A 23373-nucleotide genomic window follows, 5' to 3' on the forward strand; every position below is an offset into this window, starting at 1 on the left:
GAATCAGACGTATCAAACGATTTGTTTGCAATCAGTAGTGCATAAAACGCACTTCGAAAGCCAGTCATGACCTCTCGACGCAAGATTCCGAGTACCGCTGCGCTGAGCGCCTTCGAGGCCGCGGCACGCCACGCGAGCTTCACCGAGGCGGCCGAAGAGCTGTCCCTCACGCAAAGCGCCATCTGCCGCCAGATCGCCGGTCTGGAGCAGTTCCTGGGCGTGAGCCTGTTCCGGCGCTCGCGCCGCGGTGTGCTGCTGACCGAGGCCGGTGTCACCTACCACCGCCAGGTGTCGCGGCACCTTGAACAGATCGAGCTCGACACACTCAACCTCATGACCCGCGGCGGGCGCGGCGGCCGGCTGGAACTCGCTGTGGTGCCCACCTTCGGCACCCGCTGGCTGCTGCCTCGGCTGGCCGGCTTCGCCGAGCTCCACCCCGACATCACGCTCAACCTCTCCAGCCGCACACGCCCCTTCCTGTTCGACGACACCACCATGGACGCGGCCATTTACGCGGGCGACGGCCACTGGCCCGGCGCGGTCACCACCCACCTGATGGACGAGACCCTGGTGCCGGTGTGCAGCCCGGCCCTGATCGCCCCGCGCAAGAAGCTCACACCGCAGCAGCTGGCGGAGCTGCCGCTGCTGCAGCAGAGCACGCGGCCCTACGCCTGGCGCCAGTGGTTCGAGTCCATCGGCTACGTGCCGGGCAACGAGCTGGCCGGTCCGCGCTATGAGCTGTTTTTCATGTCGCTGCAGGCTGCGGCGGTCGGACTGGGCGTGGCCCTGGTGCCCGAGTACGACATCGGCGACGACCTGACCTCGGGCCGCCTGGTGATCCCGGTGCAGCACTTCTGCCCCAGCGACCGCGCGTACTACCTGTCAATCCCCGAACGCAAGGCCGACAACCCGGTGCTGGAAATCTTCAAGGCCTGGCTCATCGATGAGATGGCCACCTACAACGCCTCGGCCGAGCAGGAACGCCTGCTCCGCGCGAAACCGCAACCTCGTGCCCGCGCCACCTGAGCCGGGCACGCCCATCTCTCAACCCCTCACCAGCCCATACCGCCATGTCACTGATACAGGTTCGCAAACGCCAGCTGCTCGTCGAAACCGTCTTCCACGAAGGAGGGCCGCCACCCGCGGTGCCGCTGCGCATGGCCGCCGCGCTGGCCGTGGTGCGCAACCCCTACGCGGGGCGCTACGAACCCGACCTGCTGCCCTTCATGGCCGAGCTGCGCACGCTCGGACGCGAACTGGCCGAGGAACTGGTGCAGGTGCTCGGACGCGACCATGTGCAGGCCTACGGCAAGGCCGCCATCGTGGGCGTGAACGGCGAACTCGAACACGGGGCGGTGTGGCACGAAGCGGGTGGCTGGGCCATGCGCGCGGTGCTGGGCGAACCCAAGGCCATCGTGCCCGCCGCCAAGGCCGTGGCCAGCGCCGGCTACCGGCTGATGATGCCGCTGCACCACATCCACGCGGCCTACGTGCGCAGCCACTTCAACACCATGGAGGTGGGCATCCAGGACGGGCCGCGGCCCGACGAAATCGTGTTCGGCCTGGCGATGGCAGACGGCGGGCGCATCCATTCGCGCCTGGGTGGTCTCACGGCGGATCAGATCGCGGTGCACGACGGGCAGCGCTGACAGCACCTGCACAAGCCGCCACGCCCGGTGCGATGGCGGTTTTCTGGCGTCCGCGACTCTGGCCTACGGCGGGCATAGGACCTATCCTACGAACGCGAATTGGTGGACCGGGTCCAATGGCGCCACCAGTCCACACGCCCCCTTCTTCAGGAGCCAGCACCATGGGAATCGCACGCATCGCTGCATTGATCGTCATCGTCGCCGGGATCGCCGCCCTGGTGTACGGCGGCTTCTCGTACACGACGGAAAGCACCGCCGCCAAACTGGGACCACTGGAACTCAAGGTCAAGGAAGAAAACCGGGTCAACATCCCCGTGTGGGCCGGCGTGGCCGCCATCGTGGCGGGCGGCCTCGTGCTGCTGGTGAGCGCGCGCAAGTGACGGCGTGAGCCCTTCGCACCACCGGCGCGGACGGGTGGCATGACACCGACCACCGCCGCCCTGCTCGCCGACGCCCTGCTGGCGCTGCATGTGGGCATCGTGCTCTTCGTGGTGGGCCTGCTGCCGCTGGTGCTCGTGGGTGGCGCGCGCGGCTGGCGCTGGGTGCGCCACCGCGGCCTGCGGCTCACACATCTGGGCCTGATGCTCTTCATTGCCGCCCAGGCCTGGCTGGGGCGGCTGTGCCCGCTGACGGTGTGGGAACAGGACCTGCGGCGGCTGGCCGGGCAGGACATTTATGGCGAAAGCTTCATCGAGCACTGGCTCTCTCGGCTGCTGTACTGGGACCTGCCCTGGTGGGTGTTTGTGGCCGCGTACACCGGGTTTGCAGGGCTGGTGGCAGGTGCCTGGAGGTGGGTAAGGACGGACCAATGATCACGGACATCGAAGACTTCTTTTCCAAGGGTTGCGGCCGCTGCGAGCGCTTCGACACCCCCGCCTGCTCGGCCAACCATTGGCACGCCGGCCTGACCGGTCTGCGCGCCATCTGCCGCTCGGCGGGTCTGGTCGAGACGGTGAAATGGGGACACCCCTGCTACATGCACGCCGGACGCAACATCGCGCTCATCGGCGCGCTGCAGGGCGACTTCCGGCTCAACTTCTTCAACGCCGCGCTGATGAAGGACCCCGAAGGTCTGCTGGAACGGCAGGGGCCCAACACGCAGCACCCCGACTCGATCCGGTTCACCGCCACCGAGCAGGTCGAGCAGCGCGCCGCCGCCATCCGCGCTTACCTGCTCGAAGCCATGGCCTATGCCGATGCGGGCATCCGCCCGCCGAAGGTCGCGCTGGCGCTGGAACTGCCCGACGAGCTGGTCGACGCGATGGACGCGGACCCCGAACTGGCCGAGGCCTTCCACCGGCTCACCCCGGGCCGCCAGCGCAGCTACGCGATCCTTCTCAGCTCGGCCAAGACCTCGGCCACGCGCGTGGCCCGCATCGAGAAGGCACGACCGCACATCCTGGCGGGCAAGGGGGCGAACGAGCGCTGACCCGCGGGCATGGCCCTCAGAGAAAGCAGGCTCAGCCGCCGCTGCCCTGCCGGGTCAAGGGGATGAGGTAGTAAGCGCAGAAAGGCAGGTTGCCGCAGGAGCCATTCATGGTCGCCAGCACCATGACCAGCGACTGTTTGGCCGCGGCGTCCGAGGAAAGAGAGCACACGCCCATCGATTCGGTGGCGTCGACTGTCAGATCGACACAGGCGGTCAGCTTGTCAGCGCCCTTGATCAGCGGCTGCAGCCGGGTGAGCATCTGCCCGAACCGGGGATGGGCCAGCAAACCAGGCTCGTCCTTGACCGCCGCCCTCACACCTTGCAGTTCGCCGTTGGGAAGCTGCGCCGACATCGGCCTGGGCGCCCCCGTGTCGGGACGATGACTGGCCGGAGCGGCGCTTTCGGACATGGTCGTCATTTCCACTGCGCACGCGAGCGGGCTGCGACAGTCGAGCGTGATCCGGGTGGTTGAACCCGAGTCGACGACCGAACCCGAAAACGTGCCGACATACCAGGCGCTGGCTGAATCGTCGGCGGCCTGAGCGCTAGCCGCAGCCAACACCATGGCCGCAGACAGCAGCGAAAACCGCGCACGCGCGCGGATGCTTTTCTTGAACATGTTTCCCCCTGATGTACTCACCCGCCACATGCGGGCGCGGGAATTATCCGCGTGAGAACGACCAGACCAGCCAGGGCACGACCAGCAGAAACGCCAGCCCGAATGACAGGTAGTTGCCGGTGCGCGGATCAAAGTCCGGCGCCACCTTGCGCCAGGGCTTACGCATCAACAGCATGCCGATGCCGATGTCGAAAGCGGCCATGAACGCCACCAGCACCACCCCCAGGGCCAGATGCTGCGCCGCCCCGGTCAACCCGATGGGTGGCACCAGCAGCCAGCAGATGCCCAGCGCGAGCAGCGAGCCGGTCAGCGCACTCAGGCGGATGGCGAGATCCTTGCCGATGCGCGGCACCACCCACACCGTGCGCACGATGCCGTGCAAGGTCTCGGCGCTGGCGAGCACCACGCAGAGGGCCACGATGCGGATCAAGGCGTCGGAGGGCATTCGGGGATTGTGCGCCGTCGTTATGAGTGAGACGGCCGAACCTGGAAGCTGACTGGGGTTCGAATTGCGATGACGAGTGCTTCAATCACTTGCACGAATACTCGTCAAACAGTTGTCCCAGGCGGACAAGTTCCTCTGGCTCCAACTGCCCATAGGAGTTGTGGTCAAGCGCAGAGCGAACGAGAGAAAGCTGCTCTTCATTCTTGACAACTCCACTCTTCAGAATAGAGCGAAGGCGGCGGACCGTGGGAAGCTTGGGAATGTGCAAATCGTTGACACCTCGTTTGCTCAGTTCCTCGGCGAACTTTACCAATGCCTCCGCCTCCAGCGTTTCTCGAAGAACAACGTCGGCTTCTGCGGAAAAACGCCGCAGAAAAGTCAGGCTGGTGCTCGTCGACGCCAACTCGGCGTGGGCTCTGATTGCTGCAGAAAACGTTCCTGATGGATCATCCTGGGAATAGAGCTCAGCAAATGCCAACAGCTTGACGCGGAGTGACTCGATGCAGGCTTCCTTGGTGATTTCAATGGCCATAGCAAAAAACGGATCTTGCGAAGAATCTGCAAGTAAACCACGTCGCCCGCAAGCATCCGGTCACACCTCTTGCCCACCCAGCCGCCGCGCCTCCACCTCAAACGGGTTGTCCCAATAGGCATCCCGCCCGCGCATCCGCTGCCACGCCCCGGCCAGCAGGTAGGCCGGCAGGAACAGCGGCCCCCAGCGTTCGCACTGGCGCACATGCACCCGCTCGTGTGCGCGCAGGCGCTGCAGTTCCTGCGCATGCGTGCCGACGATGACGTGGCCGAAGGTGATGGCCGCAAAGGGCCAGCGGCGGCGCGGCGCGTGGCGCAGGGCGGCGATCTCGATCACGCCATCCACGATGCGCATGCGCGCGCCGCAAGGCACCAGCAGCAGGCCGAGCGCCAGACCGATGAGCGTGGTGGGCGAGGCCCAGAGCCGCAGCGCCCAGCGCCGGAACAGGCCGGTCGGGCGGCCGGTGCGGCGGCCCCTTAGTGCCATCGCTTCAGGAGACGATGTACGCGCCCGAGCCGCAGGACAGCAGCTTGCCGTCCGCACCGCGGAACTCCATGCGCGTGGACGCGACGCGCGAGCCCAGGCGCAGCACCTCGGCGCTGAGTTCGAAGTGTTCGCCGATGCCGGGGCGCAGGTAGTCGATGCGCAGGTCGATGGTGCCGAGCTTGCCGAAGCGGTGCAGGCGCTGCTCGGGGGTTTCGTCCATGTGGCGCGCGCCGATGGCGGCCATGCAGGCCAGGCCGCCCATGGCGTCGAGCCCGGCGCTGATGACGCCGCCGTGCACGCGGTTGTGGCTGTAGTGGCCGATCAGCTCGTGCCGCATGTCGATGCGCGCGGTCACGCGCTCGGGCAGCAGGCTGGTGATCTTCAGGCCCAGCACCTGGTTGAACACGATCTTCTCTTCGAAGATGGCCTTGAGGCCGGCAATGAACTCGGGCTCGAACTCGGCGGGCAGCGGTGGTGGGGTTTTGCTCATAGTCCGGATTGTCGTGCGGCGAGCTCTTTCATGATCTCTTCGGCGCCGCCGCCGATCATCATCACCTTGACCTCGCGGTAGATGCGTTCGCTGGCGGTGCCGCGCATGAAGCCCATGCCGCCAAGGATCTGCACAGCCACATCGGCGCAGAACTGCATGGCCTGCGTGGCGTGGTTCTTGAGCAGGCACACGTGGCTGACCCAGTCGGCGCCCTGGTCGCCAGCGTCGGCCCGCGCGGTGACGGCGTCCACCCAGGCCTGGGTGCTTTCGATGCGCATGCGCATGTCCATGAGCTTGTGGCGGATCACCTGGCGTTCGATCAGCGGCGTGCCGAAGGTCTGTCGCTGGCGCGCCCAGTCGAGCGCCTCGTCGTAGCAGGCCTGCGCAAAACCGAGTGCCATCGCGCTCATGGCAAGGCGCTCGCCATTGAAGTTGCCCATGATCATGCGAAACCCCGAGCCCTCTTCGCCCAGGCGGTAGCGCACCGGCACACGAACGCCGTCGAAGCGCAGATGGGCGGTGTCCGAGCAGTGCCAGCCCATCTTCTGCAGCGCGCTGCGCGTGATGCCGGGCCTGTCCATGGGCACCACGACCATGCTGATGCCGCTGGCGCCCTTGTTGCTGGCGTCGGTGCGGACGGCGAGCGTGAGCCAGTCGCAACGCAGGCCGGAGGTGATGAAGACCTTCTCGCCGTCGATCACGTACTCGTCACCCTCGCGCCGCGCGGTGGTGCGCAGCGCGGCCACGTCCGAGCCGCCGCCGGGTTCGGTGATGCCCAGGGCCGCGATGCGCTCGCCGCGCAGCACGGGCGGCACCACCTCGGCCTGCAGTTCGGGCGAGCCGTGCGCCAGCACCGGCGGCAGGCCGATGTTGAGCGAGAACAGGCTGGCCATGAGGCCGCCGCTGGTGCCGTGGCGTGCCAGGGTCTGCGACAGCGCGTTGCGCGCGCGCCAGGGCGCGGGCGTGCCGCCCAGGTGCTCGGGGTAGCCCAGGCCGAGCAGGCCGAGATCGGCGGCCTCGCGGTAGAGCCCGCGCGGGATCTCGCCAGCGGCCTCCCAGGTGTCGAGGTGGGGGCGCACGCGTTCCAGGGCGAAGCGGCGCACGGTGTCGGTGAGCGCCTGCAGATCAGCGGCGTCGAAATCGGTGGCGGTGGCGGTGCTCATGCGGCTTCCTCCGCGAAGATGGCCAGCACTTGTCCTGGCACCAGCTGCTGCCCCGCCACCACGGTCACGCCGGACACGGTCGCATCGCGCGGTGCGCTGATCTGGTGTTCGATCTTCATGCTCTCGATGGTCAGCAGCACCTGCCCGCGCGCGACGCGCTGGCCGGGCTGCACCGCCAGGGACACCAGCTTGCCGTTGAACGGGGCCCGCAGCTCGCGCGCGGCAGGGCCTTGGCCCGCGCTCAGGGCCGCCGTGAGGCTCAGGTCCTGCAGCCACAGATCGTGGGCGCCCCAGCGCACATGGCACTGGCCGTCGGCCTGCCGCACCACCTCGGCGGCCCGAGCCAGGCCGTCCACTGCGATGGTGTTCGTGCCGATGTGCGCCGCATGCAGGCGTTCACCGGCCTGCACCTGCAGCGCGCCATGGCCCAGTTCCCGGACGCTGAGGTCCAGCATGATCTGGCCCACCTTCAACCGCAGCGGGCGCGCGAAGGGGCTGGGCAGCGCCGTGGCACCCCGGCCCAGCCAGACGGCAGCCAGTGCGGCGGCCAGCTTCGCTTCGTGCGGCGGGTCCAGCGCCTCGCGGATGCTCTGGCCATGGTCGGCCAGGAAGGGAATGGTCGCCCCACCATCGGCGAACACCGGGTGGCGCAGGCAGGCCGCGAGAAAGGCGCGGTTGCTGGGCAGGCCGAGCAACACCGTGTCGTCCAGCGCGTGCGCGAGCCTGGCGATGGCCTCGCGGCGGGTCGGCGCGTGGGCGATCAGCTTGCCGAGCATGGCGTCGTAGTGCGGAGTGACCTCGGTTCCGCTTTCGAGCGCGTGATCGAAACGCAGGCCTTCGGGGAGCGGCGGTTCGGCAAAGCGCTGCACCGTGCCGGCGTGGGGGGTGAAGTGTTCGTCTTCGGCGCAGAGGCGGACCTCGATGGCGTGGCCGCGGAGCTGCACCTGGTCTTGCGTCAGCGGCAGGGGTTCGCCGCGGGCGACTCTGAGTTGCCACTCGACCAGGTCCAAGCCAGTCAACATCTCAGTCACCGGATGCTCGACCTGCAAGCGTGTGTTCATCTCCATCAAGAAGAACTGGTCGCCGTCGAGCAGAAACTCCACCGTGCCCGCGCCCACGTAGCCCGCACCCTGCGCCAGTGCGACCGCGCAGCGCCCCAGTTCCGCCCGCAGTTCGGGCGAGACGGCAGGGCTGGGCGATTCTTCGATGATCTTCTGGTGGCGCCGCTGCACCGAGCAGTCGCGTTCGCCCAGGTGGATGCAGTGCCCGTGCGCGTCGGCGAACACCTGCACCTCGACGTGGCGCGGGTTGAGCAAGGCGCGCTCGATCAGCAGGTCGCCGTTGCCGAAACCCGCCAGTGCCTCGGAACGTGCGCTCTGCAGCGCGGCGGGCAGTTGCTCGGCGCTGTGCACGAGGCGCATGCCGCGCCCGCCCCCGCCGGCCACGGCCTTGACCATGACGGGGTAGCCGATGCGCAACGCCTCGGCAGCAAAGGTGGCCTCGGACTGGTCGGCGCCGAAGTAGCCGGGCAGCACCGGCACACCCTGCCGCAGCGCCACCGCCTTGGCCGCGGACTTGCTGCCCAGCGCGTGGATGGCCGCTGGCGGCGGGCCGACCCAGGTGAGGCCGGCGTCGATCACGGCCTGCGCGAAGTCGGCGTTCTCACTCAGGAAGCCGTAGCCCGGGTGCACCGCGTCGGCGCCGCTGGCGTGCGCGGCGTCGATCAGCTTGTGAATGCGCAGGTAGCTGTCGGCCGAGGCGGTGCCGCCCAGGGCCACGGCGGAGTCGGCCTCGCGCACATGCAGGGCACCGCGGTCGGCGTCAGAGTGGACGGCCACCGTCGACAGCCCCAAGCGCCGCGCGGTGCGGATGATGCGGCGCGCGATCTCGCCGCGGTTGGCGATGAGCAGCCGCTTCATACACCGCCCTCCACCCACGGTGCGGGCTGCTTGCGCGCGAAGGCCCTGAGACCAGCCGCGGCCTCCGGTCCGCGCAAGGCCGACGCAAAGGCGATGGCGGCTTCGTCGCGCAGGTCGGGCAGCGGGCCGTGCAGACGGCGCAGCAGCTGCTTGGTGGCCGCAGTGGCGCCGGGGGCCGACGCGCGGTGCCGCGCCAGCGTGTCGGCCAGCGCGATTTCCATCTCGCCGACGGCCACCACGTCGTTCACCAGCCCGAGATCGCGCGCTTCGCTGGCGCTGAAGTGCCGGCCCGAGAGCAGGCAGTCGCGAGCGGCGCGGTCGCCCAGGCGCCGCCACACGAAGGGCGCGATCTGCGCCGGCGGCAGGCCCAGCGTGACCTCGGGCGTGGCGAACACCGAGCGTTGCGTGGCCAGCACCACATCGCCGCAACAGGCCAGGCCGAAGCCACCGCCCATGGCCGGCCCGTCCACCGCCACCACCAGCAGCTGGGGCAATTCGGTCAGCGCGTACAGCACGTCGCCGAAGGCGCGGTTGGCGGTGATCAGCGGGTCGTGCGCACCATCGGTCAGCGGCTGGCCAATGGCGCTCGCGAAATGGCCCAGGCTGCCGCCCGCGCAGAAGGCGCCGGCCGCGCCGGTGAGTACCACCGTGCGCAGATGGTCGTCGGCTTTGGCCCGCAGGCAGGACTCGAACAGGGCGACCACCATCGCGTCCGACAGCGCGTTGCGCGTGGCCGGGTCGTTGAGCGTCCAGCGCTCGCTGTCGCCCTGCCGCACCACCAGAAAGCTGCTCATGCCCTGCCCCTCAGTGCGCCGGGCGCTTGGCGATGCCCATCATCTTGGTCAGGATGCCAAGCATCACCTCGTCGGCCCCGCCGCCGATCGACGCCAGCCGGCCGTCGCGGTACATGCGCGAGACCTTGTTGTCCCAGGTGAAGCCCATGCCACCCCAGAACTGCAGGCAGGTGTCGGGCACCAGACGGTTCAGGCGACCGGCCTTGAGCTTGGCCATGGTCGCCCACTCGGTCACGTCTTCGCCCGCCACATAGTGCTCGCAGGCCTGGTAGGTCAGCGCACGCAGGCTCTCGACCTCCGTCTTGAGTTCAGCCAGCTTGAACTGCACCCACTGCTGGTCCGCGAGCGTGCTGCCGAACAGCTTGCGCTCCTGCGCGTAGTCCACCGTCCACTGGATGCAGTTGGTCAGGCTCTGCAGACAGCTGGCCGCTGCCCACAGGCGCTCTTCCTGGAACTGCTGCATCTGGTAGATGAAGCCTGAACCTTCGGCGCCGATGCGGTAGCGCTGCGGCACGCGCACCTCGTCGAAGAACAGCAGGCCGGTGTCGCTGCTGTTCATGCCGATCTTCTTAATCTTCTGGCCGACCTCGAAGCCCTTGATGGTTTTGCCGTTCTCGCGCAGCGGCACCATCACCAGGCTCTTGTTCTTGTGCGCCGGGCCGTCGCTGGTGTTGACCAGCATGCACATCCAGTCGGCCTGCAGGCTGTTGGTGATCCACATCTTCTGGCCGCTGATGACGTAGTCGTCGCCGTCCTTGCGCGCCACGGTCTTGATGGCCGAGACGTCGCTGCCCGCGCCGGGCTCGCTCACGCCGATGCAGCCCACCGCGTCGCCCGCGATGGCGGGCGCCAGGAACTGCGCACGCAGTTCGTCGCTACCGAAACGCGCCAGCGCGGGCGTGCACATGTCGGTCTGCACACCGATCGCCATGGGCACACCGCCGCAGTGGATGTGGCCCAGCGCCTCGGCCATGGCCACGCTGTACGAATAGTCCAGCCCCATGCCGCCGTAGGCCTCGGGCTTGGTCAGGCCCAGCAGGCCCAGCTGTCCCATCTGCTTGAAGACCTCGTGCGCGGGGAAGATCTCGGCCGCCTCCCACTCGTCCACGTGCGGGTTGATCTGCTCGTCGATGAAGCGCTTGAGGGTCTTCTGGATTTCACGGTGTTCGTGGGTGAACTGCATGGGGTGTCTCCTGTCTTGTGGTCTGGTGTGGGTCACATGCGCGCGACGCCGAACTGCATGGGGCGAGGCTGGCGCTGCGCCGCCTCGGCCACGGTGTCCAGGCAGAAGCTCAGCACGGCGCGGGTGTCGCGCGGATCGATCACGCCGTCGTCCAGCACCAGACCGCTCGTGTAGAACGCGTCGGCCTGCGACTCGAACTTCTGCACGATGGCGTCGGTCTGCGCCTGCATCTGCGCCTGCACCTCGGGCGTGTCGGTGGCGATGCCTTTGCGTGCCAGGCCGGCCTCGGCCACGATCTGCATGGTCTTGGCGGCCTGCTCGCCGCCCATGACCGCCGTGCGCGCGTTGGGCCAGCTGAACAGGAACCGCGGCGCGTAGCCGCGGCCGCACATGCCGTAGTTGCCAGCGCCGAAGCTGGCGCCGCACTGGATGGTGATCTGCGGCACGGTGGCATTGGTCACGGCCTGGATCATCTTGCTGCCGTGCTTGATCATCCCGGCCTGCTCGCTGTCCTTGCCCACCATGTAGCCGGTGGTGTTCTGCAGGTAGACGATGGGGTGGCCGAGCTGGCACATCCACTGGATGAAGTGCGTGGCCTTGTTGGCGCCGGCCACGTCGATGGGGCCGTTGTTGCTGATGAGGCCGACCGCGTGGCCGCCGATGTGCGCCTGCGCGCAGACCGTGGCAGCGCCGTAGAGCGACTTGAATTCGAGGATGTCGGAGGCATCGGTGATGCGCAGCATCACTTCGCGCATGTCCACGGGCTCCCGGTGGTGCGCGGGCATGAGGGCGAGTAACTCGTCGGCGTCAAAACGCGGCGCGGGTGCGGCTGGTCGCTGAGGCGCCTGCCAGCCGGTGCGCGCCACGATGTCGCGCGCCAGGCCCAGGGCCTCGCGGTCGTCTTCGGCCAGGTGTTCGCCCAGGCCCGAGATGCCGGTGTGCATCTCGGCGCCACCCAGTTCCTCTTCGGTGGCGATCTCGCCGGTCGCGGCCCTGAGCAGCGGCGGCCCTGCGAGAAAGGCGCGCGAACGGCCCCGCACCATGATCACCACGTCCGACAGACCGGGCATGTAGGCACCACCCGCCGTGCCCGAGCCGTGCTGCACGGTGATGACCGGCAGGCCCGCAGCCGAGAGGCGAGCGAGGTTGCGGAACAGACCACCGCCGAGCACGAAGCCTTCGACCTGGTACTTCATCAGGTTGGCGCCCGCGCTCTCGACCAGGTGCACGAAGGGCAGCTTGTTCTCCAGCGCGATCTCCTGCACGCGCAGGATCTTCTCCAGCCCGCGCGGCTGGATGGCGCCGGCTTCGATGCCCGAATCGCTGGCCACCACCATGCAGCGCACACCCCCTATGAAGCCGATGCCGGCCAGCATGCCGCCGCCGGGCACGGACTTGTCCGGGTCCTTCGTGTCCTGCAGAAAACCGGCCAGCGAACACAGCGGCAGGAAAGGTGCGCCCGCGTCCAGCAGCAGGCCCACGCGCTCGCGCGGCAGCAGCTGGCCGCGCTTGTGGAACACCGGCGCCGATTTCGCCGAGGCTTGCGCGGCGCGGTCCTCCAGCGCGCGCAGCTGGGCGATGCGCGCCAGCATGGCGTCTCGTCGCTGTGCGGCCTGCCCGCTGTGCGGGTTGAACAGGGTTTCAAAGCTCATGACTGGAACACCTTGGGCACGACCGCGCGGTGGAAACCGTCGAAGGGTTTCAGCGCGTCGCGTTGCTGCACGTCGTCGGGCGCAGCCACCTGGCCCCAGCCCATGCGCACCTGCGGCCGCGCGCCGTCCACCCGCAGCACCGTGCCGCTGATGAAGCTGGCGGCGGGCGAGAGTAGGAAGACGATGGCGGCCGAGGTCTCGGCCTCGTTACCGAAGCGGCCCAGCGGCACGGTCTGGCGCATCTCGCGCAGCATGGGCCCGGCCTCGGGCGGGTAGTGGTCCATGCCGCTGGAGGCGATGTAGCCCGGCGCGACCGCGTTCACGCGCACCCCGCTTTTCGCCCACTCCATCGCGGCGGTTTCGGTGAAGCTGACCATGCCCATGCGCGCCGCGCCGCTGTGGCCCATGCCGGGCATGGAGCCCCACATGTCGGCCACGATGTTGACGATGGCCCCGCCGTGCGCCGCCATGCTCTGCACATAGCACTCGCGCGCGACCAGAAAACCGCCAGTGAGGTTGGTGTCGATCACCGCCTGCCAGCCCTTGGCGCTGATCTTCTCCAGCGGCGTGATGTACTGGCCGCCCGCGTTGTTGACCAGGCCGTCGATGCGGCCGTGGGCCTGCACCGCGTCCGCCACCATGGCCTTGACGCCGTCTTCGTTGCGGATGTCGCAGACGTGGAAGCTGGCGCGCCCGCCGTCTTCAGCGATCTCGATGGCCGTGGCCTGCAGCTTCTCGGGGTTGCGCCCCACCAGCACCACCATGGCTCCCAGACGCGCCAGCTCGTGCGCGGTGCAGCGACCGATGCCCGATCCGCCGCCGGTCACCATCACCACGCGACCGGCGAACAGGCCGTCTCGAAACACCGACCGGTAGCCTGAACTCATACGGCCTCCTTCAGAAAGAGTTGCAGCGCGGCTTCGGTCAGGTCGTCGAGCGAAGACCGGCGCCCCGGCTCGAACCACTGCACGGCCCAGTTCAGCGCGCCGAAGAGCATCAGGCGCGCCAGGCTGGTGTCACCGCTGAGTTCGCCGCGGTCGTGCAGCGCCTGCAGCACCGGCACCCAGACGGCTTCGTACTCCCGCCGCAGCTCGTTGACCGCCTGGCGCTGCGGCTCTGACAGCGAGCGCCATTCGTACAGCATCACGGGAATGAAGTCGCTTTCCGCGCCCAGCAGCACCTCCAGGTGGTTGCGCACCAGCACCCGCAGGCAGTCGCGCGCACTCAAGGCCTGGCCGTGGCGGGCCGCGGCCTGCATCGCATCGGCCTGCTGGCTGCTGGCGCGCTGCATGCCTTCAAGCATCACGGCCGCGAGCAGCGCTTCCTTGTTCTCGAAGTGGTAGAAGGGCGAGCCCGAACGCATGCCGGCGGCGGTGGCGATGTCGCGCGTGCTGGTGGCGGCAAACCCCTGCTGCCGGAACAGGCGGGCGGCGGCGCGCAGCAGGTCCTGGCGGCGGTTGCCGTCGTCGCGTTCGTCGGCGGTCTTGCGGGGGCGGCCGCGGGCGCGTCGCGGCTCGTCGGCTGGCGGGATGGGAGGCAGGGCATCGCTCATGGGCGACGACCTTATCAGCGCTTCATATTTTTAGCAAGCAAATGCTTTGCATAAATATCAGCCGCGCACGCTGTTCGTTATCCTCGACCGGTCGCGTCGGCCACCCGCCCCGCGCGGTCCACTGCAAGGAGCCCCCATGAACACCCTCCCCTTTGCCACCACCGGGCAGGCGCGCCGCCCGTCACGCGCCGTGGCCGTGCAGGAGATGCCATGGGCCTGAGCGCAGCCGGCACCCTGCTGCGTGTGCTGGCCTGCGGGGCGCTGGCCGCAGTGGTTCACCAGGCGGTCGAGGCGCCGGATACCCTGCGCGCGGGGTTGGCCCTGTTCACCCTGATCGGCGGGCTGTGGATGACGCAGGCGCTGCACCTGAGCGTGACCGCGCTGCTGGTGCCAGTGCTGGCAACGGCAGCGGGCCTGATGAGCCTGCGGGAGGCCCTGGCATCGTTTGCCCACCCGATCATCTTCCTGTTCCTGGGTGGCTTTGCGCTGGCCGCAGCGCTGCAGAGACAGGGGCTGGACCACGCGCTCGCGCTCGCCGTGCTGCGCCTGGCCGGCGGGCGCCGGGCGCGGGCGGTGGCCCTGCTGTTCGGCCTGACCGCCCTGCTGTCCATGTGGATCAGCAACACCGCCACCGCGGCCATGGTGCTGCCGATGGCGCTGGGCCTGCTGCACACGCAGGACGGCACGGACGAAGCGGGCCCACGCGAGCGCGCGTTCGTGCTGCTGGGCGTGGCCTACAGCGCGAGCATCGGTGGCATCGGCACCCTGGTGGGCAGCCCGCCCAACGCCATCGCCGCCGCGCAGGCGGGCATCGGCTTTATCGAGTGGATGCGCTTCGGCGTGCCCCTGGTCCTGCTGTTGCTGCCGCTGATGGCCGGTGTGCTGTACCTGATGCTGCGCCCGCGCCTGCACGGCCGGCTGGACCTCGCCCGCGCGCCCTTCGAATGGACCCCGGGGCGGCGGGCGACGCTCGTCATATTCGCGCTGACCGCCGCCGGCTGGATGGCCGCCGAGCCGCTGGGCCGTGCGCTGGGCATCGGATCCGACATGGACAGCTGGATCGCCATGGCCGCCCTGGTGGCACTGGTGGCCACGCGGGTGATGGATTGGGAGGCGATCGAGCACCAGACGCACTGGGGCGTGCTGCTTCTGTTCGGGGGTGGCCTGGCGCTCAGCCAGGTCATGCAGGCCAGCGGCGCCAGCCGCTACCTGGCCGACGGACTGGTGGTGGCCATGCACGGCGCCTCTGCCCTGTGGCTGCTGCTCGGGGTGGTGAGCTTCGTGGTCTTTCTCACCGAGCTGGTCAGCAACACTGCCAGCGCCGCGCTGATGGTGCCGATCTTCCTGGGTGTGGCGCAGGCACTGGGCCTGCCGGCGCCGCTGCTCGCCGCGGCCATCGCGGTGTCGGCCTCATGCGCCTTCATGCTGCCGGTGGCCACGCCACCCAATGCCATCGTCTACGCAACCGGCCAAATTCCACAGGCCACGATGATGCGCTGCGGCATGGTGCTCAACCTGGTCTGCATCGCCGTGATCGTGGTCGTGGCATCGGTGGTGTATTTGTAAGCACCTTGGCGTCAAGGCAGGGCGCTCACCCGCCAGACCACGTTGCCCACATCATCGGCCACCAGCAGCGCGCCCTGCTTGTCCAGCGCCACGCCCACCGGCCGGCCAAAGGCCTCGCCATTGGCGCTGAGAAAGCCGCCCAGCACGTCGCGCGCTGGACCCGAGGGCTGGCCGCCGCTGAAGGGCACGAAGACCACCTTGTAGCCACTGTGCGGGCGGCGGTTCCACGAGCCGTGCTGGCCGATGAACATACCGTTGGTGAACGGCACGGGCAGGCGGCTGCCCACGGCGGACGCCAGACCCAGGGGCGCGACGTGGGCGCCAAGCGCAAAGTCGGGAACAACCGCTTTGGCCACCAGCTCCGGCGCGGGCGGTTTGACGCGGGTGTCCACCCGCTGGCCGTAGTAGCTGTAGGGCCAGCCATAGAAGGCGCCGTCGCGCACCGAAGTGAGGTAATCGGGCACAAGGTCGCTGCCGAGCTCGTCCCGCTCGTTCACCACCGCCCACAGCGTGCGGCCGCTGGCGTCCCAGGCCAGGCCGACCGGGTTGCGCAGGCCCGAGGCAAAGACGCGGTGCGCGCCGGTGCGGATGTCCACCTCCCAGACCGCGGCGCGGCCCTCCTCGGCCGCCATGCCGTTTTCGCCGATGTTGCTGTTGGAACCGACGCCCACGTAGAGCCGCTGGCCGTCCGGACTGGCGAGCAGGCTCTTGGTCCAGTGGTGGTTGATCGGCCCGCCGGGCAGGTCCAGCAGCTTGGTGCCGGCGGCGCCGAGGGTGGTGTCGCCCTGGCGGTAGGGAAAGACCAGCACCGCGTCGGCGTTGGCCACGAACAGGCGCTCTCCCACCAGCCCCATGCCGAAGGGCGAGTTCAAACCACTGAGCAACATCGAACGCACATCGGCCACGCCGTCGGCATCGGTGTCGCGCAACAGGGTGATGCGGTTGGCGCTGGGCACGGCCGCGCCCGCGCGCTTCATCAGCAGCCCCATCACCCACGCCTTGATGCCCGTGGGCGGGTCCGCCTTGGGTGGCGCGTTGCTTTCAGCCACCAGCACATCGCCATTGGGCAGCACCAGCAGCCAGCGCGGATGGTCCAGGTCGCGGGCAAAGGCCTGCACCCGCAGGCCCGGCGCCGGGGTGGGCATGGCGCCATCGGACCAACCCCGCGCCGGCGCAATGTTCACGGTCGGGATCAGCGCGCGGCTGGGCGCGGGCAGCGCCGGGTTGTTGCCCGAGCCTTCGGCCACGCTGAAGCGCGCCGGCTCGACGCAGGCGCCCAGCAACAGCAGCGCGGAGGCACACGCAACGGTCAGCGCGGATCGGGTGGCGATCGTGTCATTCATGGCGCTTCGCACGGCTCGTGGGCGCCTCGAGGCCCCAGTGGCGGTGTTGACTCATGGCCGTGACCATGGCTGCCGTGAAGGCGGCCGGGGCGTCGTCCGAGGGGTTCACCAGCACGCCCGGCCGCTTCGGGTCCACGCCGACCGCGGCGATCAGCAGCGCGCCCGATCCCGACGCGGCCACGGTCTTGCCGTGGCGGCAGGCCTGCTCCACCGCACGCAGCGCCCGCGCGTCGCCGGCCAGGCCCTCGGCCCCCGCCTCCGTGGGCGCCAGGTAGAGCGCATCGAACAGCACCGAGGGCGCGTTGTCCAGCGTGGCGTCCACGGCCAGGGGCTCGCCGCCAGCGCAGCGCACGGGGCACAACGTCGGTCCGACCAGTTTGGACATTGCGCCCTCCGCCGCCAGCGCCTGCTGCACGGCCCGCACCGCGGCGCTGTTCACGCCGTCGGCCACCAGGATCGCGACCTTGCGTGTGGCGATGCCGGCGCTCTTGCCCACGGCCATGCTGAGCGACGGTGACGGCGCGAGCCCGGCGATCACTGGTCCTTCGCGGAAGCCCGGCCAGGCGGTGGCCGCGGCCTTGTCGGGCGGCTTCGTGCCCAGCGGGGCGGCGACGCGTTGCGCCAGGTCCGCATCCACATGCGCCAGCGTGTCCACCATGCGCTGGCGGATCGCGGGGGTCTGCAGCTTGGAGAGCTCGAACTGGAACGCTGCGACCAGATGGTCTTTCTCGGGGGCCGACTGGCTGATCCAGAACAGCCGGGCCTGCGCATAGTGCTCGTCAAACGAGGCACTGCGCGCCCTCACCTTGGGTGGCTCCAGCGCTTCGGGAAGGCTGGTGAAGCCGGACGGCCCCACCGGGTCGAAGCTGCGGCCATCGACACGGAATTCCTCGCCGTTGGCGAGCGTGTTGGGCTCGTAGGCCACGCGCCCGCTGGCGATGGACTGGCGGTGCATGCCGTCGCGCTGGAAGTTGTGCATCGGGCACACGCCCTTGTTGATCGGCAGCTCGTGGAAGTTGGCACCGCCCAAGCGCGAGAGCTGGGTGTCGGTGTATGAGAACAGCCGGCCCTGCAGCAGCGGGTCGTTGGAGAAGTCGATGCCCGGCACCAGGTGGCCCGGGTGAAAGGCCACCTGCTCGGTCTCGGCAAAGAAGTTGTCCGGGTTGCGGTTGAGCACCAGGCGGCCGATGCGGCGCACCGGCACCAGCTCTTCGGGGATCAGCTTGGTGGGGTCAAGCAGGTCGAAAGCGAAGCGGTGTTCATCGGCCTCGGGCACCACCTGCACGCCCAGTTCCCACTCGGGGAACTGGCCGCTGGCGATGGCTTCCCAGAGGTCGCGGCGGTGGAAGTCGGCGTCCTGCCCGGCCAGCGTCTGCGCCTCGTCCCAGGTCAGCGCATGCACGCCGAGCCTGGGTTTCCAGTGGAACTTGACGAAGCTGGATTCGCCGTGCGCGTTCACGAAGCGGAAGGTGTGCACGCCGAAGCCTTCCATCATGCGCAGGCTGCGCGGAATGCCGCGGTCCGACATCACCCACATCAGCATGTGCGTGGTCTCGGGCATGAGCGTGACGAAGTCCCAGAAGGTGTCGTGCGCGCTGGCCGCCTGCGGCATTTCGCTGTCGGGCTCGGGCTTGACGGCGTGGACCAGGTCGGGGAACTTGATCGCGTCCTGGATGAAGAACACCGGGATGTTGTTGCCCACCAGGTCGAAGTTGCCTTCGGGCGTGTAGAACTTCACCGCGAAGCCGCGCGCGTCGCGCACCGTGTCGGCCGAGCCGCGCGAGCCGGCCACGGTGGAGAAGCGCACGAACACGGGCGTCTGCACCGACGGGTCGCACAGGAAGCCGGCCCGGGTGATTGCGGCTTCGCTCTCGTACACCTGAAAGAAGCCGTGGGCGCCCGCACCGTGCGCGTGCACCGCGCGCTCGGGGATGCGCTCGTGGTCGAAGTGGGTGATCTTCTCGCGCAGGATGAAGTCTTCCAGCAGCGTGGGACCGCGCGCGCCGGCCTTGAGCGAGTTGTGGTTGTCGCTCAGCAAGAGCCCCTGGTTGGTGGTGAGGCGGTCCAGCGGCGGCGCCAGTGCCTGCGCCATGGCCTGCTGCTTCACGCCCTGGCGCGGTGCATCCACCGCCTCGACAGGCCCCCCGTTGGAGGCCGGCCGCTCGGTCGCCACCTTGCCCGGCGGTGGCGAGCCTTCGGCGGTGAAGTCGGTCTGGGCGGCGGCCAGCGTCTTGGCGGGGGGCGCAGGCAACGGCGCGCGGGAAAGTGGCTTGGTCATGGCGATGTCCTCGGTGTGGGCAGGCAGCGGGATGGCGCCTTCGGTGTCGCAATCTCCCACCCAGGGGGCCGGTGAGTCGGTGCGGCAGCCCACACCCGCCAGGACCGTTCGCCACCAGACAGACAGAGCGCAGCGCGCCTGGCCACACTGCCGCTTTGACCGCCCCTGAAAGGCCACGCCATGAACACTGTCACGACCGACGACAAGACCCGTCTCTACGTCAAGGACTGGGGCGAGGGCCCACCGGTGATCCTGATCCACGGCTGGCCCTTGTCGGCCGACAGCTGGGACGATCAGGCCATGGCGCTTGCCAGCACGGGACACCGCGTGATCGCCTACGACCGGCGCGGCTTTGGCCGCTCCTCCCAGCCCTGGAACGGCTACGGCTACGACGCCCTGGCCGACGATCTGGCCGCCGTGATCCAGCAGACCGATGCCCAGGACGCGACCCTGGTCGGCTTCTCGATGGGCGGCGGCGAGGTGGCGCGCTACATGGCGCGCCATGGCGGCCAATCGGTGGCCCGGTGCGTGCTGATCTCGTCCATCCTGCCCTTCCGCCTGAAAACCGCGGACAACCCGGCCGGCACCGAACAGGCCGCGTTCGACAAGACCGCCCTGGCCCTGCACACCGACCGTGCGCAGTTCTTCACCGGTTTCTTCAAGACCTTCTTTGGCGACGCCTCGGCAGAACGGCCGGTCAGCGCCGAACTGCTGGAGTGGGCGCGCGGCATCGCCCTGCAGGCCAGCCTGAAGGCCACCATCGAGTGCATGCGCTCGTTCTCGTCCACCGACTTCCGGGACGACCTTGCGGCCTTCACCGTGCCCACCCTGCTCATTCACGGCACCGAGGACCAGACCGTGCCGATCGCGGCCTCCAGCCGGGTTGCCGCACAGGGCATTTCACAGAGCACCGTCATCGAATACGGCGGCGCCCCTCACGGCCTGTTTGCGACCGACAAGAACCGCCTCACCGGCGACCTGCTCGCGTTCCTGGCCCGCGCCGCCTGAGCTGCGACGGACCGGCATGGTTGCGGCACCGCGCCGGGCGGGCAGGCAAAAGGGCTGCTCCCTCGGGATGCAGCCCTTCTTCTCAGGGGCAGGACGGCTTCAGAGGCGGCCGTCCGAATACGGCGTCACGCCGTAGTAGTCGTGGATTTCCTTGCTCCAGGCCGCATCGGCCATGTCGGGCCACTGGTCCTTGTCGAAGCCGGGTGCGCTTTCAAGCCGGTCCTTGTCAACGTCCAGCACAAAGCGTTTGTTGACAGTGTCCAGCTTCAGCGCGCTCCAGGGCACGGCGAACAGCTTGTCGCCCATGCCGAGGAAGCCGCCGTGCGACAGCACGGCGTACGCCACGCGGCCGTTGCTCATGTCAAGCATGATTTCCTTGATGTCGCCCAGGTCTTCGTCGTGAAGGTTGAAGACGTCGTTGCCATCGAGGGTGTTCGCTCCCATCAGACCGGGGCCCGGGCCACTGTCGGTGCGGTGTTTGTACATGCCGTAGGTGTCTTGCTCTTGGTAGTTCATGGAGGTGCCTTTGGTGTCGCCAGCAAGGCCATCGGCGGGCGCGGGATGCACCCGCCTGCTGCTGGGCATCCAGCTTAGGCAGCGCCTCACCCCCGGTCTGTGCAGCAGCGCACACTTCATTAAAACAGGAAGATCAGTCACATAATATCTACTTTTATTTGAATGAAGACAGGCCTATGCTCGCGAGGCTTTCATTCCTTTCAGGAGACCTCCATGAAAAATCTACTTTCCCTGCTGGCCGTCGTGCTGACGCTCGGCCTCACCACGGTGGCGATGGACGCCGAAGCCAAGCGCATCGGCGGCGGCAAGTCGCTGGGCATGCAGCGCCAGGCCACGCCGCCCGCCAAGGCGCCCGATGCCACGCCGAACGCCGCACCTGCAGCCGGTGCCGCTGCTGGCGCCGCTGCCGCCCCCAAGCGCAGCTGGATGGGCCCGGTCGCGGGTCTGGCCGCGGGTCTGGGTCTGGCCGCGCTGGCCTCGCACCTGGGCTTCGGTGAAGAGTTCGCCAACATGCTCATGATCGCTTTGCTGGTGATGGTGGCGCTGGCCGTGATCGGCTTCATCATGCGCAAGCGCGCTGCGGCACAAGGTGGCTCCAGCGGCCTGGCCTACGCCGGTGCCGGCGCAGGCGCCGGTGGCGCGAACAACGCCTTCCGCATGCCCGCCAGCCCGGTGCAGACCGGTGGCGCAGCGGCCGGTGGCTCGATGATCGGCGCCAACCTGCAAGGCGCGCAGCCGCGCATCCCTGCCGACTTCGACGTTGCAGCCTTCGAGCGCAACGCCAAGGTCAACTACATCCGCCTGCAGGCGGCCAACGACACCGGCAACCTGGACGACATCCGCCAGTTCACCTCGCCGGAAATGTTCGCCGAGCTGCAGATGGACATTCGCGACCGCAACGGCGCCACCCAGCACACCGATGTGCTGAGCCTCAATGCCCAGGTGCTGGAAGTGGCCGAAGAAGACGCTCTGTATGTGGTGAGCGTGCGCTTCACCGGCGAGTTGCGCGAAGACGGCGTGACCAGCCCGGTCGACGAGATCTGGCACCTGACCAAGCCGCGCCAGGGCAACGGCGGCTGGATCCTCGCGGGCATCCAGCAAGGCGCCTGACCGATTGTTGTTCCACGAGAACTCCTCGCTTGCCCCGGCTGACCGCCGGGGCTTTTTTTCGCCTGATCAGGGGGCCTTGAGACCATAACGCCGCAGCCGGGCGGCGATGGCCGAGTGCGAGGTGCCCAGGCGTTCGGCCAGCTTGCGCGTGCTCGGGTGGTCGGGCAGCAGGCGCTGCAGCAGCTCGCGCTCGAAACCGGCCACCGCTTCTTCCAGCGTCGTCACCTCCTCCTGCGCGGCGGCCGTCGACACCGCACTCACATCGGCCCCGGCCAGCTCCAGCGCCGGCACATCGATCACCGCCGCGTCGCTCAGCGTGACCGCGCGGAACACCACGTTCTGCAGCTGCCGCACATTGCCATGCCAGGGGTTGGCCAGCAGCGCCTCGCCGGCGGCGCGGCTGAGCCGCGCCTTGGGCCGGCCGATCTGCGCGCAGGCGCGTTCGAGGAAGACCTGCGCCAGCGGCAGGATGTCCTCGGTGCGCTCGCGCAGCGGCGGCAGGTTCAGCTGCAACACGTCCAGCCGGAACAGCAGGTCCTGGCGGAACGCGCCGCTGGCGACCATGTCTTCCAGCGCGCGGTGTGTGGCGCTGATGATGCGCACATTGACCCTGAGGTCGCGCTCGCCGCCCACGCGCCGGAAACTTCCGTCGTTCAGGAAACGCAGCAGCTTGGCCTGCAGGTAGGGGGACATCTCGCCCACCTCGTCGAGGAACAGCGTGCCACCGTCGGTCAGCTCCAGGAGGCCCGGCCGCCCGCCGCGCAGCGCACCGGTGAAGGCGCCGCTGGCGTAGCCGAACAGCTCGCTCTCGGCCAGGCTCTCTGGCAGGGCCGCGCAGTTGAGCGCGAAAAAGGGCTGGTCGCGCCGCGGGCTGCCCGCATGGCAGGCCTGTGCCACCAGCTCCTTGCCGGTGCCGGTCTCGCCGCGGATCAGCAACGGCGCGTCCACCTGCGCCATGCGCATGGCGCGCTGCTTGAGCGCACGGATCGCGGGCGACTGACCCAGGATGGCCTCAAAGCCACCGGCGCCGTGGTTCTGCAGCGCGCTGATGCGCTCGCCCAGGCGCTGCGGCGCGTGCAGCGTCAGCACCGCGCCGGCCACGTTGCCGCCCGCGTCGTGCAGCGCCACGGTTTCCATCAGGAAGCGCTGCCCCCCCACCTGCACCTCGCTCACCGGCAGCCGGGCGCCCTGTGCCACCAAGGCATCCACGAGGGCGGCATCGCCGGTCAGCTCCCGGAGTGAACGCCCTGCCAGCTCGGCCTCGGGCATGCCACAGACCGCCACCGCGGCCGCGTTCGCCAGCACCACGATGCCGCGCCCGTCGACCGCGAGCACCGGGTCGGTGAGCGATGTCATGAGTGCGTCCAGGTACAGGCGCCGGCGCGCGCCCGGCAGCATCTCCAGCTCCGCCACCGAGAGCACGCCCGCCACCCGCAGCAGCGGTTCGCGCAGCGCGGCCAGATCGTCGGCACCCAGCGTGGGCGCTTCTATATAGATGTGCGGCGGCTCGACTTCGACCGCCGACACGTTGAGCGCGCGGCTGGCGAGCGCGGCGAGGATTTCCTGGGCGATGCCGACACGGTCGGTGAAGTGGACGTCGATGCGCATGATGTGTATCGCTTTCGATCCATTGTATTGA

At 68.8% G+C, this 23373-nt stretch carries 24 protein-coding genes; 8 read left to right on the top strand and 16 right to left on the bottom strand.

Translation table 11 applies throughout. The features are described 5' to 3' along the window. Window positions 1-66 precede the first annotated feature (66 nt). The 5 genes from gcvA to ACFOPI_RS12520 all read left to right on the top strand — a co-directional run bounded on the left by gcvA (window position 67) and on the right by ACFOPI_RS12520 (window position 3078). Complete coding sequence (gene gcvA, locus ACFOPI_RS12500) at window positions 67-1026, top strand: transcriptional regulator GcvA (RefSeq protein WP_382174284.1); 960 nt, start codon at window positions 67-69, stop codon at window positions 1024-1026. A 44-nt stretch (window positions 1027-1070) separates the two neighbouring features. Then, on the top strand, window positions 1071-1649 hold the full coding sequence (locus tag ACFOPI_RS12505; protein ID WP_382174286.1) for an amino acid synthesis family protein: 579 nt from the start codon (window positions 1071-1073) through the stop codon (window positions 1647-1649). Between the two features lie 161 nt (window positions 1650-1810). Further along, window positions 1811-2029 carry a hypothetical protein gene (locus ACFOPI_RS12510; protein WP_382174287.1) on the top strand — a complete coding sequence of 73 codons (219 nt, stop codon included), beginning with the start codon at window positions 1811-1813 and terminating at the stop codon, window positions 2027-2029. 39 nt (window positions 2030-2068) lie between these two features. Continuing rightward, a complete protein-coding gene (locus tag ACFOPI_RS12515; RefSeq protein ID WP_382174289.1) occupies window positions 2069-2461 on the top strand; it encodes a DUF2784 domain-containing protein in 393 nt (130 codons plus the stop codon). Beyond that, window positions 2458-3078: a YdeI/OmpD-associated family protein gene (locus ACFOPI_RS12520; RefSeq protein ID WP_382174291.1), complete on the top strand. Its 621-nt coding sequence runs from the start codon at window positions 2458-2460 to the stop codon at window positions 3076-3078. The genes ACFOPI_RS12515 and ACFOPI_RS12520 overlap by 4 nt, the downstream gene beginning before the upstream one ends. Before the next feature lie 31 nt (window positions 3079-3109). Here the strand turns inward: ACFOPI_RS12520 and ACFOPI_RS12525 are convergent, their stop codons facing one another. From ACFOPI_RS12525 to ACFOPI_RS12580, 12 genes are all read right to left on the bottom strand, one after another. Next, entirely contained in the window at window positions 3110-3697 is a 588-nt protein-coding gene (locus ACFOPI_RS12525; protein WP_382174293.1) for a hypothetical protein, read from the bottom strand. A 43-nt stretch (window positions 3698-3740) separates the two neighbouring features. Continuing rightward, complete coding sequence (locus tag ACFOPI_RS12530; protein ID WP_382174295.1) at window positions 3741-4142, bottom strand: hypothetical protein; 402 nt, start codon at window positions 4140-4142, stop codon at window positions 3741-3743. 85 nt (window positions 4143-4227) lie between these two features. Further along, window positions 4228-4674, bottom strand: coding sequence for a hypothetical protein (locus ACFOPI_RS12535; protein WP_382174297.1), 447 nt, complete (start codon window positions 4672-4674; stop codon window positions 4228-4230). Between the two features lie 60 nt (window positions 4675-4734). Then, a complete protein-coding gene (locus tag ACFOPI_RS12540; protein ID WP_382174299.1) occupies window positions 4735-5160 on the bottom strand; it encodes a signal peptide prediction in 426 nt (141 codons plus the stop codon). A 4-nt stretch (window positions 5161-5164) separates the two neighbouring features. After that, on the bottom strand, window positions 5165-5650 hold the full coding sequence (locus ACFOPI_RS12545) for a thioesterase family protein (protein WP_382174301.1): 486 nt from the start codon (window positions 5648-5650) through the stop codon (window positions 5165-5167). Continuing rightward, window positions 5647-6813: an acyl-CoA dehydrogenase family protein gene (locus tag ACFOPI_RS12550; protein ID WP_382174302.1), complete on the bottom strand. Its 1167-nt coding sequence runs from the start codon at window positions 6811-6813 to the stop codon at window positions 5647-5649. The genes ACFOPI_RS12545 and ACFOPI_RS12550 overlap by 4 nt, the downstream gene beginning before the upstream one ends. Further along, window positions 6810-8732, bottom strand: coding sequence for an acetyl/propionyl/methylcrotonyl-CoA carboxylase subunit alpha (locus ACFOPI_RS12555; RefSeq protein WP_382174303.1), 1923 nt, complete (start codon window positions 8730-8732; stop codon window positions 6810-6812). The genes ACFOPI_RS12550 and ACFOPI_RS12555 overlap by 4 nt, the downstream gene beginning before the upstream one ends. Next, complete coding sequence (locus tag ACFOPI_RS12560) at window positions 8729-9526, bottom strand: enoyl-CoA hydratase/isomerase family protein (protein WP_382174304.1); 798 nt, start codon at window positions 9524-9526, stop codon at window positions 8729-8731. Before ACFOPI_RS12560 ends, ACFOPI_RS12555 begins: the two co-directional genes overlap by 4 nt. Before the next feature lie 10 nt (window positions 9527-9536). Further along, window positions 9537-10709 (bottom strand): acyl-CoA dehydrogenase family protein, encoded by a 1173-nt coding sequence (locus ACFOPI_RS12565; RefSeq protein ID WP_382174306.1) that lies wholly within the window; start codon window positions 10707-10709, stop codon window positions 9537-9539. A gap of 32 nt (window positions 10710-10741) precedes the next feature. After that, on the bottom strand, window positions 10742-12361 hold the full coding sequence (locus ACFOPI_RS12570; RefSeq protein WP_382174308.1) for an acyl-CoA carboxylase subunit beta: 1620 nt from the start codon (window positions 12359-12361) through the stop codon (window positions 10742-10744). After that, window positions 12358-13248 (bottom strand): SDR family oxidoreductase, encoded by an 891-nt coding sequence (locus ACFOPI_RS12575; RefSeq protein ID WP_382174309.1) that lies wholly within the window; start codon window positions 13246-13248, stop codon window positions 12358-12360. Before ACFOPI_RS12575 ends, ACFOPI_RS12570 begins: the two co-directional genes overlap by 4 nt. Beyond that, entirely contained in the window at window positions 13245-13913 is a 669-nt protein-coding gene (locus ACFOPI_RS12580; protein WP_382174311.1) for a TetR/AcrR family transcriptional regulator, read from the bottom strand. The genes ACFOPI_RS12575 and ACFOPI_RS12580 overlap by 4 nt, the downstream gene beginning before the upstream one ends. Window positions 13914-14123: 210 nt before the next feature. Between ACFOPI_RS12580 and ACFOPI_RS12585 the strand changes: the two genes are divergently transcribed. Then, window positions 14124-15479, top strand: coding sequence for an SLC13 family permease (locus ACFOPI_RS12585; RefSeq protein ID WP_382174313.1), 1356 nt, complete (start codon window positions 14124-14126; stop codon window positions 15477-15479). 11 nt (window positions 15480-15490) lie between these two features. Here ACFOPI_RS12585 and ACFOPI_RS12590 read toward each other — a convergent pair whose 3' ends face one another. Together ACFOPI_RS12590 and ACFOPI_RS12595 are read right to left on the bottom strand one after the other, a co-directional pair. Next, window positions 15491-16822, bottom strand: a complete 1332-nt coding sequence (locus tag ACFOPI_RS12590) for a PQQ-dependent sugar dehydrogenase (protein WP_382174315.1) — start codon at window positions 16820-16822, stop codon at window positions 15491-15493. After that, the gene (locus ACFOPI_RS12595; RefSeq protein WP_449272023.1) at window positions 16815-19100 is read right to left on the bottom strand and encodes a catalase; all 2286 of its coding nucleotides are present in this window, start codon (window positions 19098-19100) and stop codon (window positions 16815-16817) included. Before ACFOPI_RS12595 ends, ACFOPI_RS12590 begins: the two co-directional genes overlap by 8 nt. Before the next feature lie 180 nt (window positions 19101-19280). Here ACFOPI_RS12595 and ACFOPI_RS12600 point away from each other — a divergent pair, with 180 nt between their 5' ends. Further along, entirely contained in the window at window positions 19281-20108 is an 828-nt protein-coding gene (locus tag ACFOPI_RS12600) for an alpha/beta fold hydrolase (protein ID WP_382174317.1), read from the top strand. Window positions 20109-20207: 99 nt separating this feature from the next. Here ACFOPI_RS12600 and ACFOPI_RS12605 read toward each other — a convergent pair whose 3' ends face one another. After that, complete coding sequence (locus ACFOPI_RS12605; protein ID WP_382174319.1) at window positions 20208-20624, bottom strand: PRC-barrel domain-containing protein; 417 nt, start codon at window positions 20622-20624, stop codon at window positions 20208-20210. Window positions 20625-20837: 213 nt separating this feature from the next. Between ACFOPI_RS12605 and ACFOPI_RS12610 the strand changes: the two genes are divergently transcribed. After that, complete coding sequence (locus ACFOPI_RS12610) at window positions 20838-21734, top strand: Tim44 domain-containing protein (RefSeq protein WP_382174320.1); 897 nt, start codon at window positions 20838-20840, stop codon at window positions 21732-21734. A gap of 66 nt (window positions 21735-21800) precedes the next feature. On the opposite strand, the gene ACFOPI_RS12615 is transcribed toward ACFOPI_RS12610, so the two are convergent. Beyond that, on the bottom strand, window positions 21801-23342 hold the full coding sequence (locus tag ACFOPI_RS12615) for a sigma 54-interacting transcriptional regulator (protein WP_382174322.1): 1542 nt from the start codon (window positions 23340-23342) through the stop codon (window positions 21801-21803). Between the last annotated feature and the right edge of the window lie 31 nt (window positions 23343-23373).

Origin of the sequence: Hydrogenophaga luteola (assembly GCF_042648585.1) — a bacterium.
In the GTDB taxonomy this organism is placed as follows: Bacteria; Pseudomonadota; Gammaproteobacteria; order Burkholderiales; family Burkholderiaceae_C; genus Hydrogenophaga; species Hydrogenophaga luteola.

Bases quoted from the DNA above. Each gene is read 5' to 3' on its own strand.
- gcvA (WP_382174284.1), top strand. From the start codon at position 67: ATGACCTCTCGACGCAAGATTCCGAGTACCGCTGCGCTGAGCGCCTTC.
- ACFOPI_RS12505 (WP_382174286.1), top strand. From the start codon at position 1,071: ATGTCACTGATACAGGTTCGCAAACGCCAGCTGCTCGTCGAAACCGTC.
- ACFOPI_RS12510 (WP_382174287.1), top strand. From the start codon at position 1,811: ATGGGAATCGCACGCATCGCTGCATTGATCGTCATCGTCGCCGGGATC.
- ACFOPI_RS12515 (WP_382174289.1), top strand. From the start codon at position 2,069: ATGACACCGACCACCGCCGCCCTGCTCGCCGACGCCCTGCTGGCGCTG.
- ACFOPI_RS12520 (WP_382174291.1), top strand. From the start codon at position 2,458: ATGATCACGGACATCGAAGACTTCTTTTCCAAGGGTTGCGGCCGCTGC.
- ACFOPI_RS12525 (WP_382174293.1), bottom strand. From the start codon at position 3,697: ATGTTCAAGAAAAGCATCCGCGCGCGTGCGCGGTTTTCGCTGCTGTCT.
- ACFOPI_RS12530 (WP_382174295.1), bottom strand. From the start codon at position 4,142: ATGCCCTCCGACGCCTTGATCCGCATCGTGGCCCTCTGCGTGGTGCTC.
- ACFOPI_RS12535 (WP_382174297.1), bottom strand. From the start codon at position 4,674: ATGGCCATTGAAATCACCAAGGAAGCCTGCATCGAGTCACTCCGCGTC.
- ACFOPI_RS12540 (WP_382174299.1), bottom strand. From the start codon at position 5,160: ATGGCACTAAGGGGCCGCCGCACCGGCCGCCCGACCGGCCTGTTCCGG.
- ACFOPI_RS12545 (WP_382174301.1), bottom strand. From the start codon at position 5,650: ATGAGCAAAACCCCACCACCGCTGCCCGCCGAGTTCGAGCCCGAGTTC.
- ACFOPI_RS12550 (WP_382174302.1), bottom strand. From the start codon at position 6,813: ATGAGCACCGCCACCGCCACCGATTTCGACGCCGCTGATCTGCAGGCG.
- ACFOPI_RS12555 (WP_382174303.1), bottom strand. From the start codon at position 8,732: ATGAAGCGGCTGCTCATCGCCAACCGCGGCGAGATCGCGCGCCGCATC.
- ACFOPI_RS12560 (WP_382174304.1), bottom strand. From the start codon at position 9,526: ATGAGCAGCTTTCTGGTGGTGCGGCAGGGCGACAGCGAGCGCTGGACG.
- ACFOPI_RS12565 (WP_382174306.1), bottom strand. From the start codon at position 10,709: ATGCAGTTCACCCACGAACACCGTGAAATCCAGAAGACCCTCAAGCGC.
- ACFOPI_RS12570 (WP_382174308.1), bottom strand. From the start codon at position 12,361: ATGAGCTTTGAAACCCTGTTCAACCCGCACAGCGGGCAGGCCGCACAG.
- ACFOPI_RS12575 (WP_382174309.1), bottom strand. From the start codon at position 13,248: ATGAGTTCAGGCTACCGGTCGGTGTTTCGAGACGGCCTGTTCGCCGGT.
- ACFOPI_RS12580 (WP_382174311.1), bottom strand. From the start codon at position 13,913: ATGAGCGATGCCCTGCCTCCCATCCCGCCAGCCGACGAGCCGCGACGC.
- ACFOPI_RS12585 (WP_382174313.1), top strand. From the start codon at position 14,124: ATGGGCCTGAGCGCAGCCGGCACCCTGCTGCGTGTGCTGGCCTGCGGG.
- ACFOPI_RS12590 (WP_382174315.1), bottom strand. From the start codon at position 16,822: ATGAATGACACGATCGCCACCCGATCCGCGCTGACCGTTGCGTGTGCC.
- ACFOPI_RS12595 (WP_449272023.1), bottom strand. From the start codon at position 19,100: ATGACCAAGCCACTTTCCCGCGCGCCGTTGCCTGCGCCCCCCGCCAAG.
- ACFOPI_RS12600 (WP_382174317.1), top strand. From the start codon at position 19,281: ATGAACACTGTCACGACCGACGACAAGACCCGTCTCTACGTCAAGGAC.
- ACFOPI_RS12605 (WP_382174319.1), bottom strand. From the start codon at position 20,624: ATGAACTACCAAGAGCAAGACACCTACGGCATGTACAAACACCGCACC.
- ACFOPI_RS12610 (WP_382174320.1), top strand. From the start codon at position 20,838: ATGAAAAATCTACTTTCCCTGCTGGCCGTCGTGCTGACGCTCGGCCTC.
- ACFOPI_RS12615 (WP_382174322.1), bottom strand. From the start codon at position 23,342: ATGCGCATCGACGTCCACTTCACCGACCGTGTCGGCATCGCCCAGGAA.